At 34.4% G+C, this 11,924-nt stretch carries 12 protein-coding genes; 9 read left to right on the top strand and 3 right to left on the bottom strand.

Going from position 1 to position 11,924, the window contains the following annotated elements:
• Window positions 1-92: 92 nt before the first annotated feature.
• The 3 genes from F0000_RS25555 to F0000_RS25545 all read right to left on the bottom strand — a co-directional run bounded on the left by F0000_RS25555 (window position 93) and on the right by F0000_RS25545 (window position 1,770).
• Window positions 93-290 (bottom strand): hypothetical protein, encoded by a 198-nt coding sequence (locus F0000_RS25555; RefSeq protein WP_149627545.1) that lies wholly within the window; start codon window positions 288-290, stop codon window positions 93-95.
• 358 nt (window positions 291-648) lie between these two features.
• The gene (locus F0000_RS25550) at window positions 649-837 is read right to left on the bottom strand and encodes a hypothetical protein (RefSeq protein ID WP_188112286.1); all 189 of its coding nucleotides are present in this window, start codon (window positions 835-837) and stop codon (window positions 649-651) included.
• A 42-nt stretch (window positions 838-879) separates the two neighbouring features.
• Window positions 880-1,770 carry a LysR family transcriptional regulator gene (locus F0000_RS25545; protein ID WP_149627544.1) on the bottom strand — a complete coding sequence of 297 codons (891 nt, stop codon included), beginning with the start codon at window positions 1,768-1,770 and terminating at the stop codon, window positions 880-882.
• A gap of 232 nt (window positions 1,771-2,002) precedes the next feature.
• Here F0000_RS25545 and F0000_RS25540 point away from each other — a divergent pair, with 232 nt between their 5' ends.
• From F0000_RS25540 to dsrP, 9 genes are all read left to right on the top strand, one after another.
• Window positions 2,003-2,746: an aspartate/glutamate racemase family protein gene (locus F0000_RS25540; RefSeq protein ID WP_149627543.1), complete on the top strand. Its 744-nt coding sequence runs from the start codon at window positions 2,003-2,005 to the stop codon at window positions 2,744-2,746.
• 155 nt (window positions 2,747-2,901) lie between these two features.
• Complete coding sequence (locus tag F0000_RS25535; RefSeq protein ID WP_149627542.1) at window positions 2,902-3,735, top strand: GNAT family N-acetyltransferase; 834 nt, start codon at window positions 2,902-2,904, stop codon at window positions 3,733-3,735.
• Window positions 3,736-3,953: 218 nt separating this feature from the next.
• Window positions 3,954-4,808 carry a LamG-like jellyroll fold domain-containing protein gene (locus tag F0000_RS25530; RefSeq protein ID WP_149627541.1) on the top strand — a complete coding sequence of 285 codons (855 nt, stop codon included), beginning with the start codon at window positions 3,954-3,956 and terminating at the stop codon, window positions 4,806-4,808.
• Window positions 4,809-5,339: 531 nt separating this feature from the next.
• A complete protein-coding gene (locus tag F0000_RS25525) occupies window positions 5,340-5,537 on the top strand; it encodes a hypothetical protein (protein WP_255452895.1) in 198 nt (65 codons plus the stop codon).
• Window positions 5,538-5,543: 6 nt separating this feature from the next.
• Window positions 5,544-7,874, top strand: coding sequence for a molybdopterin-dependent oxidoreductase (locus tag F0000_RS25520; RefSeq protein WP_149627539.1), 2,331 nt, complete (start codon window positions 5,544-5,546; stop codon window positions 7,872-7,874).
• Between the two features lie 3 nt (window positions 7,875-7,877).
• The gene (locus F0000_RS25515; RefSeq protein WP_149627538.1) at window positions 7,878-8,576 is read left to right on the top strand and encodes a cytochrome C; all 699 of its coding nucleotides are present in this window, start codon (window positions 7,878-7,880) and stop codon (window positions 8,574-8,576) included.
• Window positions 8,566-9,189 carry a cytochrome c3 family protein gene (locus F0000_RS25510; protein ID WP_149627537.1) on the top strand — a complete coding sequence of 208 codons (624 nt, stop codon included), beginning with the start codon at window positions 8,566-8,568 and terminating at the stop codon, window positions 9,187-9,189. The genes F0000_RS25515 and F0000_RS25510 overlap by 11 nt, the downstream gene beginning before the upstream one ends.
• A 41-nt stretch (window positions 9,190-9,230) precedes the next feature.
• On the top strand, window positions 9,231-10,424 hold the full coding sequence (locus tag F0000_RS25505) for a 4Fe-4S dicluster domain-containing protein (protein WP_149627536.1): 1,194 nt from the start codon (window positions 9,231-9,233) through the stop codon (window positions 10,422-10,424).
• Between the two features lie 152 nt (window positions 10,425-10,576).
• Window positions 10,577-11,797: a sulfate reduction electron transfer complex DsrMKJOP subunit DsrP gene (gene dsrP / locus F0000_RS25500; RefSeq protein WP_149627535.1), complete on the top strand. Its 1,221-nt coding sequence runs from the start codon at window positions 10,577-10,579 to the stop codon at window positions 11,795-11,797.
• The last annotated feature ends 127 nt before the right edge of the window (window positions 11,798-11,924 follow it).

Here is an 11,924-nt window from a genome sequence, read left to right as displayed (position 1 = left end):
CTTGCCAGTCATAAACTGTTCTAGAGCTTTCTTTTCTAATTCTTGCTGTTCTGTCTTTGTCATCTTATCTGAATAATGTATAAATTAAAAATTTAGTATTCAGACAAGGTTATATTTACACTCTCATCTATTCTGGGATAAATATATGTTTCCGGTATTACTGCTTCCTCAAAAATCAATTCTTTACCATTATTTTTATAATAAACTATGGCTGTATTCTTAAATAAATTATCTGTTTCATTGAAAAATGGTAAAAATGCAACACCATCTAACAAGTCATTATCATCCAAATCAACAATGATAATTTTTTGATTTTTGATTTCTAATTTTTTATCCGATAATTTTTTTTTACTAAATTCCTTTTCTAGCTGTTTTTTAACTACATCTTTAAGACTATCTTTTTCGCTTAAATAAGTTTCTTTTTTATTGCTGCCAGTTGTTGTGGTTGTATTGCAATTACATATTAAACAAAAAGTTACAACGCAAAATATATATTTTAAGACAAATTTTATTTTTAATACAATTTAAAAGTATAGCCTAAGCTAATAAAAATAAACTTACATCGAGATATTGCTAGTATGTATTAGTGGCGTTTAAGCGTAAGAAAACATACCCCCCACAATGGTTTTACAGGCTGTTGTGGGTTTTTTATGTACTAAAGGCTTGTTTCGTTTTAAAGTTTTGTATTACGTTATCTATTAAGAAAAAGAGCTTACTTTTGGTATCTTCATCTAGTTTTTCGATATCGTAGATACGCTGTAATACGGCTTTATCGAGATTAGCAGCTTCTGCTTCTCCAATTAAAAAATCAACAAATACATCAAAGGTCTTAACCATTTTTAAAAGAATCTCAATAGATGGGAATGTGTACCGAGTGGATTATATTTCTAAAAAATCTTCCTCAAAATTAGAGATAAAATCGTGTATATATTTTTTATTGCGATATTTCTTTTTTACCACCAGGTAATGTTTTCTCTTTAGCCCATTTTTCCCAATCCTTTTAAACACTAGCTCTTTAGATAATTTAAAAGAATTTAATTGCCATTTTGGAGCGCACATGATGCCCATATTAGCCTGTATCATTGACAATGTAATTTCAGTAAACGGAATTGCAGAAATTTTAATTGGATTTATTTTATTCGGTTTTAAAAAATGCTCATAGACAGCTACACCTTCTATAGGAAAAGAGTTAATCAACAAATGTACATTCCCAAAATGACCAGCATCGAGATACTCCAAACTATTTAATGCATTCTCCTTATGCATAATAGCAAAAATCTCATCTTTAAAAACAGGAATACTAGAAAGTTCATCAGATGCCGGTTTTGATGTGACAATAGCAATGTCTATATCCTCAGATAATACTTGTGATATTGTTTGATGTGTTGCTCCAAGAGTTATATCTATATGAATTTCTGGATATAAAATCCCCATTTTTTGTATAAACGACGGGGTCGAATGAAAAAATGACTGACATTCTGCACTCAACTTAATAAAACCTTTTGAACCTTCTTTAATCTGTTTTATGGTGGTAAAACCTTCATCAATAGAACTGAATAGTTTATTAGCCAGTTTATACAGTTCAGAACCTTCCTGGGTTAATTCCCATTTATTTCTAGTTCTCCGAAAAACTTTAAACCCCAATCGCTCTTCTAACTCACTTAATTGATGACTTAGCGCCGACTGAGTTAAAAAGAGCCGTTCTGTAGCATTAGCAATACTGCCTTCTTCTGCTATCGTTTTTATTAACCTGAAATATTTGAGTTCCATAAGTACAAAGATAGGTTGCTTAGCTATACGTTATAGTTGAAATTATTTCAATTACGATTTTATATATCTCAATTTCAAAACTATACAAACCTAACTCTTCATGATAATTTTGTAGAAATAAAAGCCAAATGAATGACGACTTAAAAACATAAAATAGATAATAAAGGTAAAAGAAATTGAAATTGAAATCGAAAAACTTAATAAGGATTTATAACCATAAATAATATTGCATATGAAAACGATTGGATTAATTGGAGGAATGGGTTGGGAATCATCTAAACTCTATTATGAGCGTATTAATAAAAAAGTAAATGAAGTTTTAGGAGGGACACATTCGGCAAAAATTATCATGGTGTCAGTTGACTTTGCTGAAATTGAAAAATTAACATTTGCTACTAATTGGAATGCTATCGGAACTATTGTAGGGAATTGTGCAAAACAATTAGAAAAGGCAGGAGCAGATGTAGTCATATTATGTACAAATTTAATTCATATTGTAAGCGGTCAGATAAAAAAAGAAATCACTATTCCATTTTTACATATTGCTGATGCTACTGGAGAAGTTATTCAAAGTCAGCATCTCAAAAAAGTACTTTTATTGGGAACAAAGTACACTATGGAGAAAGATTTCTATTCCAAAATTTTAGAAGATTCCTATGGGCAGAAAGTTATAATCCCCAGTGAAATTGATAGAAATAGAATTCATAACATTATCTACAATGAGTTACTAAAAGGAGTATTTACAAAAACAGCAAAACAACATATTATAAAAATTATTAAAAAAGCACAATTGGACGGAGTAGAAGGTGTCATACTTGGCTGTACAGAATTACCCATGTTAATTAAAGAAACAGATGTAACTATTCCAACTTTTGATACAGGACAAATTCATGTCGATAAAGTGGTTGATTTATCAACAAACCAATCTGGTAAATTAGAGAAAAATATAGTCCAAAAATGTAGTTGTACTATATAATATAAAATCAATGCTGCATGCAACACGTATAAGAGTTTTCTATAAATATGTTCGTAGTATTAGCAAATGGCAATTCTTAAAAATTGTAGAAAGAGAATCATCAGTTCGATGTCTAAATGCGCAACAGATTAAATTATAGTTTCATAAAAACAAACATGCAAATCAAAAAATTAAACCAGATTGATTTTTCAATACTTATGGAGTGCTTCCTGAAAGCGTTTGAAAATTATTTTGTAAAAATGCCAACAGGGCATAACTACTACAAAGAACGATGGCAAATGGCAGGGGTGAGATTAGACTTATCTTACGGCATGTTTGATAATAACAAATTAACAAGCTTTATTATTAATGCCATTGGCAAGCGCAATGGAAACTTAGTAGCTTTTAATACAGGTGCAGGAGTACTACCAGAATATAGAGGTAAGCGTATAGTAAATTCAATATATCAATTCGCAATTCCTGATTTACAAAAAAATGGAATATCAGAATGTAGATTAGAAGTTATAAAAGATAATATCAGGGCAATTAAAGTTTATAAAAGCATCGGGTTTAGCATCACAAAACACTACAAATGTTATGGTGGAGATATTACCCTTAAAACGAGAATATCTGATTATAAATTAAAAAAAGTTGATAGTCATTATTTTGAGTGGAATACTTTACAGCAAAATACATATTCTTGGGATAATCATTACACTACAGTTACAAAAGGGAACTATGAATATTATGTTGTCTTAGTGGATGGTGAAGCAGATTCTTATTTTATTATTAATCCAGAAAATGGATATCTAGCACAATTTAATATATTGGGAAATACTAGTAGTAGTTGGATTAGATTATTCACTTCTATAAAAAGCGTTTCAGGGACTATAAAGATCAACAACGTTGATAAGAAATTGACTGAGAAGAATAACGCTTTAGAAGAAGTCGGTATAAAAAACACTATTGATCAATATGAAATGGAACTATTTTGTGAAGCGACCTTATAAGACTATGGTTACAATAATAAGAAAGTGAAGCAATCATATTTTATGGGGTTTGAATTCTATAAAGGCTAAGATAAGTTACATAGCTATAGAGTTGTAGTTGAAATAATTTCAACTACAATTTTATTTATCTCAATTTCAAAACTATGTATACCTTGCTCTTCATCATAGTTTTGTAAAAACTAAAATCAAATGAATAGCGCCTTAAAAGTCAAAAAAACATGAAACCAACGATGCTTTTATTCATATCTAGAGTAATTTTTTTACTCATTACAAGTATTTCTTTTTCACAAAGCAAAGAATTAAAAAATCACGTACTTTTTTACAGTTCTTTTGACGGAAAATTATCTGCAGATATATCAGCTGGCGATGCAATGATCTATACCGCTAGAAATTATAAAAAAACAGATAATGCCAAACCTGGTATACACAACCCTGATGTTATTTTAGCAAAAAATAAAGGTCTTGCAGGTGATGCACTTCATTTTACAAAGAAAAATACAGCTGCTATTTTTTATAAAGCATATAAAAATGTAGGGTACAGTCGTAACTCATGGAGTGGTACCATATCATTTTGGTTGCAATTAGATCCCAACAAGGATCTGGCACCAGGCTATTGCGACCCTATATGTATTACAGATGTGAGATATAACGATGCGGCATTATGGGTAGATTTTACAGATAACAAACCAAGAGAATTTAGATTAGGAGCTATGGGAGATTTAAACGTATGGAATCCAGAAAACGAAAACGATGAAATTATGTGGAAAAAACGTACTGTTACTATAAAACGGCCTCCTTTTGAGAAAAGAAAATGGACACATATTGTTATTACTTTTTCAGAAGTAAATACAACAAAATCTACATTCAAATTATACATAAATGGTAAAATTAAGGGGGTTATAAAAGATATTAACGATCCTTTTACCTGGGAAGCAGAAAATGGTAAAATTATGCTAGGTTTAGGTTATATTGGTTTGATGGATGAGCTTGCTATCTTTGATAAATCATTAGACACCGAAGAAGTAAAATCTGTTTTCGAACTCAAAAATGGTATAAAAACGTTATTCAAATAAGGGTTTGAGTAATTAATTGCTCTCTCAATTATCTGAATCTGTAAGTTGATGTGACTGGGAAATATTAATGAAACTTATTTGTTAATAACTGCCAGATACATACATGTCATCTATTCTCAGCTAGTCTAAGGCTCACTTTGCTTGCTTTGGTATTACATAATTTTAAAGATTGAAAATCTTTGAAACCCTTGGTGGCAATATTCATAGGCTTAATTTTTTTTATAAAATCAATTACTTAACTCCGTACTATAATCATCCTTTGCATTCAGCGAATGTTACTCATCAGAAAACGAATTTTACTCTTGAACTAAATTGATAATCATTTTTCTGAGGATACTCCTAAATTTATAAAATTATAGAAATGCCTAAATCCTTGTGATTCTAAAAAACATATAAATCCTGATATTTATCAGGTTTTTGTAAGCATTGATATCAGATCTTTATCACTTACAAGCAGGAATCAAATTCTATTGTAATAATTTAACTAATCATATGCCAATAAAAAGTTACTTAGCCCATCCGCAACAAGGTATGAAAGATGAACTTATAGATGCTTTGTCTAAACACAACCAATGCCAAGTAATTCCTGCTGAAAATAAAGAAATACTCATTCTTGTTACAGACACAGATGATACGCAGGAAGAGGAGCTATTAAAAGAAAAAATAGAGTCTATTTCTAGTTTAAAGCTTTTGGCAATGGTAGCTGGTTTTAATACTCCAAAAAACTAATCTATGATGTATAACACAACACAAACCAATAGACGAAGTTTTATCAAGAAAATGGCTGTATTATCTGCCATGACGGCAGCAGCTTCTATGTTTCCCGGGATTATTTTTGCCGAAGAGCAAGAAGCAGGAGTTCCTAAAGGGGCAAATCTGGATTGGAAAAAGGCACCTTGTCGGTTTTGTGGAGTAGGATGTGGTGTTTTAATAGGCACAGAAGAAGGGAAAGCTATTGCTGTAAAAGGAGATCCAAAATCTCCTGTGAATAAAGGATTGTGTTGCGTAAAAGGATATCATTCTATTATGGCACTATACGGCAAGGATCGATTGACAAAACCATTGATAAAAAAGAATGGTCAATATGTAACCGTGTCTATGAAGGAAGCATTGGATTTGATTGCTTCCAAAATGAAAGAAACCATAAAAGATCATGGGAAAGATGCAGTTTCCATTTATGGATCAGGACAATGGACGATTCCTGATGGTTATGTAGCTTCAAAATTATTTAAAGGATGTATTGGCACTAATAACGTAGAAGCGAATGCACGCCTGTGCATGGCTACAGCAGTAACAGGTTTTTTAACCTCTTTTGGATTAGATGAACCTATGGGGTGTTATGAAGATATTGATTATGCAGACACTTTTTTTCTATGGGGTAATAATATGGCAGAGATGCATCCGGTATTATTTTCGAGATTATTAGATCAACGTCTCAAACGAGGTGCAAAAATCATTGATTTTGCTACACGAACTACACGAACAAGCATGGCGGCAGATAGATCTATCATATTCAATCCGCAATCTGACTTAGCGGTTGGTAATGCTATTTGTTATGAAATCATTCATAATGGATGGATGAATTCAGCTTTTATTGAGGAGCATTGCAATTTTAGTAAAGGTTTGACCAACATGGGGTATGGGCTCGAGGATAATTATAAATTCAAAGACAAGCCTGAGAAAATCAATTTTGAAGCTTATAAAAAATTTCTGGAAGATTATAATCCAGAAAAAGCTTCTCAAATTTCTGGTGTATCGGTAACAGATATTAAATATATGGCGGCGCAATATGGTGACCCCAATAAGAAAGTGATGTCTTTTTGGTGCATGGGACCTAATCAGCATTCACGTGGTACCTGGATGAATAATATTATTTACAATATTCATTTGTTGACAGGTAAAATCTCAGAACCCGGTAATAGTCCTTTCTCCTTAACCGGACAGCCTAGCGCTTGTGGTACTGTAAGAGAAGTTGGGACATTAACCCATAAGCTTCCTCACGGAGTAGTAATGAATAAAAAACATCGTGAATTCGCGGCAAAAATATGGGATGTTCCTGTAGAAAACATCGACCCAAAACCTACATATCATACTGTAGAAATGTTTAGGGCATTGGATCGTGGAGATATTCGCTTTATGTGGATTCAGGTAACCAATCCTATGGTAACCATACCAAAATTAAAGCGGTATAGAGACGGAGCAAAAAAAGAAGGGCGTTTTATTGTAGTTTCAGACATCTACCCTACTCCAACTACCGATATAGCCGATGTGATTTTACCCTCTGCTATGTGGATTGAGCGAGAAGGAATGTATGGAAACTCAGAACGGCGTACTCAATATTTTGAGCAAATGCTGGAACCACCAGGAGAAGCTATGAGTGATACCTGGCAATTGATAGAAGTGGCAAAACGTCTTGGATATGAAAAGCAATTCTACTACAAAAAAGAAACTCATATCGAAGAGATTTATAACGAATACCGAAAGCATCATGTAGGTAAAAAACATAATATGGCTCCACTGGAAGTATTAAAATCACAATCTGGTGCTATGTGGCCTTATGTTGATGGGAAATCTACGCAATGGCGATTTAATTCAAAATACGATCCTGCCTGCTCTAATGGAAAAGACTTTCATTTTTATGGTAAACCTGATGGTAAAGCAGTCATCTGGCAACGTCCCTACGAGCCCGCCGCAGAGGAACCTGATCAGGAATATCCATACTGGTTAGGAACAGGTCGCGTGGTAGAGCATTGGCATACCGGATCCATGACCCGCAGAATTCCTGTATTACATCAGGCAATGCCTCATGGATATGTAGAACTAAATCCTGGAGATGCGAAGCGATTACAAATCAAAACAGGAGATACGGTAAAATTAACAACCCGTCGCGGAGAGATTATTTTACCAGCTTCTGTAGATCAAAGAGGGGTGCCTGCTCCTATGCAGGTATTTGTTCCGTTTTTTGATGAGAATATGTTGATCAATGATATCACCCTGGATTCTTTTTGTCCGATTTCTAAAGAACCTGATTATAAAAAATGTGCTGTAAAAGTTGAAAAGGCATAATTAATGAAAAAAAGACTAGGCATTATCGTATTATTTACACTGCTATTTGTTGGTTTTATTATGAACTGGGGATATAGCTATAGAAAAGGCTTAGAAGAAGGGTATATTTCTATTTCTAAGGAAACTCCGATTGCAATAATTCCTTCAGAGAAAGGAGTTTTTGAACGTTCTGAATATGCCTTAGAGTATCTCAATATGCCAATAGATGTAGCGCACCAAAGAACGTTAGCCACTTATTATAATAATCAAGCATATCCAGGAGCACCGCCAAGTATTCCACATCCATTAGTCAAAGGAGAACGTGGTATGGGAGGGAAAGCTTGTTTACAATGTCATCAAAATGGAGGATTTACAGAACAATTTAATGCCTATGCTCCAGTTACACCACATCCCGAGATGATTAATTGTCGACAATGCCATGTGGCACAAACGGAGAAAACCTTGTTTAAAGAAACTACTTTTTTTAAAACACTTGCAGCATCTGTGGGAACTAACAATGCGTTACCAGGGAGTCCTCCCGTAATACCTCATCAAATCCAGATGCGTGAGAATTGTTTATCGTGTCATGCGGGACCTGCAGCTCCAAAAGAAATCAGAGTTACACATCCAGATCGAATTAATTGTAGACAATGCCACGTCCCTGCAACAAACATTACATCCTCTTCTGTCTTTACAAGAAAAAATTTTACAAATGATCAGTAAAAATAGCAATATATATGTACTTGGGAGCTTGCTCATAACGATACTGTTTTCGTGTAAGCATCGTGAAGGAGAATATCACAGTTTAACAGATAAGATAGAAGCAGAAAGTAAAAAGTATCACGGTACTTCTATTTCTTCAGCATCGTATATCGGAGATATCAAAACCATAGAGATTACTGAAGGAAAGCATACTTTTTTGATTCCCGAACGTAAGAGTCAGATTACTTCTTTTGAATGTATCGAATGCCATACAAAACCATTAAAAGAACTAAAAAATATAGATTTAAAGAAAGCACACTGGGATATTGATCTGGTGCATGCCAATGAAAAGATTATGAACTGTGCTACTTGTCATAATGGCGATGATATGAACAACCTACAAAGTTTGACTGGTACTACTATTGATTTTAATCAAAGTTATCAATTATGCGCACAATGCCATACCTCGCAGTTTGAAGACTGGAAAGGCGGTGCTCATGGAAAAAATATAGGAGGATGGTCAGTGCCAAGAGCAGCGATGACTTGTGTGAATTGTCACAATCCACACAGGCCTAAAATAGAATCCAGGTGGCCATCAAGGTTTAATACGCAGAAAGTAAAAGAAAGAGAATAATCCAATAACATTATTATTGTGATTTTAATACAACGTAAGTTATGAGTGGGATTGGAAAATATTTTAAGCTAAATCTAAATAGTGTTACCAAGCAAACTTCAGGTGGATCCTGTGGTTGCGGAAGAACTCCTGGCGGTTGTGGTTCTCATAGCAACGAACCTGCTTCTGCTAAAACATCATGCGGTTGCGGAAGCACCTCAGGAAGCTGTGGTTCTCATAGCATACCTGAGATTAGTGATGAGGAGTTTTTTGAGGCGGCTGTAGATGCTGCTATTGGAGATGAGCGTAAAAAAGATGGTTTTGATCAAGTGTTTGAAGTTAAAATGGATCGCCGTACAGCTTTTAGGAAATTGACTGCTAGTTTGATGATTGGAGCTGGTGCTGTTAGCACATCTTGTAGTGTTACTACGGGAGATGATTCTAAGGAAAAAGCACAGATAGATTGGGAAGAACAGTTTAAAGGAAACTATAAACTGATGACAGATGAAGAACGTAGTGCAACGGTAAATCGACTGGTACGATCTTATGAATTAAGAAAAAAAGAAAACATATCCATGAAATCTACAGATGCAGCAAAAAATGTGTTGTTTGGATATGCTTTTAATATTTCTAAATGTCAAGGGTATATGGATTGTGTGAATGCTTGTGTCAAAGAAAATAATCAGGATAGAAATTCTGAAATGCAATATATCAGAATTCATGAAATGAGGGATGGAGAAGGTTTTAAGTTTAACGAGGCCGATGATAATTACTATCATGAAGTTCCTGCAGAAGGTCATTTCTATATGGGAACGCAATGTTTTCATTGTGATAATCCACCTTGTGTAGAAGTATGCCCTGTACAAGCTACCTGGAGGGAAGATGATGGATTGGTAGTCATAGATTATGATTGGTGCGTAGGATGTCGTTATTGTATGGCTGCTTGTCCTTATGACGGTCGACGGTTTAATTGGAGTACACCAGAAGTTCCAGAAGAAGAAATAAATAAAAACCAACATTATCTGGGAAATAGAATGCGCAAGAAAGGTGTGATGGAAAAATGTACTTTTTGTGTACAGCGTTCCAGATCAGGAAAAGATCCTGCTTGCGTAGAAGCATGTCCGACAGGAGCGCGAATTTTTGGTAATTTATTAGACCCAAATAGTACTATACGGTGGGTCTTGGAAAATAAAAAAATATTCAGATTAAAGGAGGACCTGGGCACAGAGCCTAAGTTCTGGTATTTTATGGATTAATAGTAACATCACAAAAAGAGTTTGCGTGAGGGATAATAGCGGCATCCTTTTGTAATGTCTTCCCGAGCTTGTCGAGGGATAAGACATTACAAAAGATATAGCGGATAGCCCGACCGAAGTGTAACGAAGGGCACGCCCAAAAATTAATATACATGAAAACACTCAAAGTTTTTGGAAGTTTAGTTAAAGATAGCCTTGATACAATCACCAAAGGTTCAATGAAATATCTGATTTGGATGGGTTTTTTGACTTTTGTGATGTTAGCAGGGATGTACTGCTATTCAATACAACTAGAGCATGGTCTGAGTGTAACAGGCATGAATGACAGAGTTAGTTGGGGATTGTATATCTCTAATTTTACGTTTTTGGTAGGTGTAGCTGCTGCGGCAGTGATGTTGGTTATGCCTACCTATGTGTTAAAAGATATTGATTTTAAACAAGCGGTATTGATTGGTGAAGGATTGGCCGTAGCCGCCTTGATTATGTGTTTGGCATTTGTGGTTGCCGATATGGGAAGTCCTTCTGTTTTATGGCATATGATCCCGGGACTAGGGGTTTTTAACTTCCCCAATTCTATGCTTACCTGGGATGTTATTGTCCTGAATGGGTATTTATTTATAAATATCACAATTCCACTTTATATTCTGTTTAGACATTATCAGGGTAAAGATGCAAATCCCAAAGTATATGTTCCCGGGGCAGTTTTATCTGTCTTCTGGGCAGTAGGGATTCATTTGGTTACAGCTTTTTTATATCAGGGATTGCAAGCAAGACCTTTTTGGAATAATGCGCTATTAGGACCTCGGTTTTTGGCATCTGCATTTGCCGCCGGACCTGCATTAATAATTCTAGTCCTCGCTGTCATTCGGTCATTTACAGATTTTAAGATTGCTGATAAAACCATCAGGAAGATTGCAATCATTATTACTGTTGCAGCACAAATCAATTTGATAATGCTAGTCTCAGAATTATTTAAAGAATTTTATGCGCCTACGCATCATAGTGAAAGTGCGTATTATCTATTTTTTGGATTAGAAGGCAAGACGGCCTTACTACCCTGGATCTGGACAGCAATCCCATTAAATGTGTTGGCAACGGTATTGCTTACATTTGGTAAGCTACGGAACAATTTCAAAGTATTATATTTTTGCTGTTTTATTTTGTTTGTTGCTATCTGGATTGAAAAAGGATTCGGCTTGATCGTTCCAGGCTTTATTCCAGGTCCTTATGGTACCATTGCAGAATATACACCAACAGGAATAGAAATTGGTGTAACACTCGGTATATGGGCTCTCGGAGCTTTTGTGTTTACAATACTCGCCAAAACGGCTATTGAAATTGAAACTGGTAAGCTTCGATATGGGAATAAGTAAGATTGTTGTGGATTCTTCTATAACAACCTTCCAATTATTTTTGCATTAATTTTTTTACAATTTTGATGTAGAATTGGGATAAAATATAATTTAAATATTTCTTATACCGTTTATGTGTTTGTTTTGC

The organism is Aquimarina sp. RZ0 (assembly GCF_008370685.1).
Taxonomy (GTDB): domain Bacteria; phylum Bacteroidota; class Bacteroidia; order Flavobacteriales; family Flavobacteriaceae; genus Aquimarina.
The sequence above is the reverse complement of the archived record's forward strand: the minus strand, read 5'-3'. Positions and strand labels throughout refer to the sequence as shown.

Bases quoted from the DNA above. Each gene is read 5' to 3' on its own strand.
- dsrP (WP_149627535.1), top strand. From the start codon at position 10,577: ATGAAAACACTCAAAGTTTTTGGAAGTTTAGTTAAAGATAGCCTTGAT.
- F0000_RS25515 (WP_149627538.1), top strand. From the start codon at position 7,878: ATGAAAAAAAGACTAGGCATTATCGTATTATTTACACTGCTATTTGTT.
- F0000_RS25550 (WP_188112286.1), bottom strand. From the start codon at position 837: ATGGTTAAGACCTTTGATGTATTTGTTGATTTTTTAATTGGAGAAGCA.
- F0000_RS25510 (WP_149627537.1), top strand. From the start codon at position 8,566: ATGATCAGTAAAAATAGCAATATATATGTACTTGGGAGCTTGCTCATA.
- F0000_RS25545 (WP_149627544.1), bottom strand. From the start codon at position 1,770: ATGGAACTCAAATATTTCAGGTTAATAAAAACGATAGCAGAAGAAGGC.
- F0000_RS25540 (WP_149627543.1), top strand. From the start codon at position 2,003: ATGAAAACGATTGGATTAATTGGAGGAATGGGTTGGGAATCATCTAAA.
- F0000_RS25535 (WP_149627542.1), top strand. From the start codon at position 2,902: ATGCAAATCAAAAAATTAAACCAGATTGATTTTTCAATACTTATGGAG.
- F0000_RS25520 (WP_149627539.1), top strand. From the start codon at position 5,544: ATGTATAACACAACACAAACCAATAGACGAAGTTTTATCAAGAAAATG.
- F0000_RS25505 (WP_149627536.1), top strand. From the start codon at position 9,231: ATGAGTGGGATTGGAAAATATTTTAAGCTAAATCTAAATAGTGTTACC.
- F0000_RS25525 (WP_255452895.1), top strand. From the start codon at position 5,340: ATGAAAGATGAACTTATAGATGCTTTGTCTAAACACAACCAATGCCAA.
- F0000_RS25530 (WP_149627541.1), top strand. From the start codon at position 3,954: ATGAAACCAACGATGCTTTTATTCATATCTAGAGTAATTTTTTTACTC.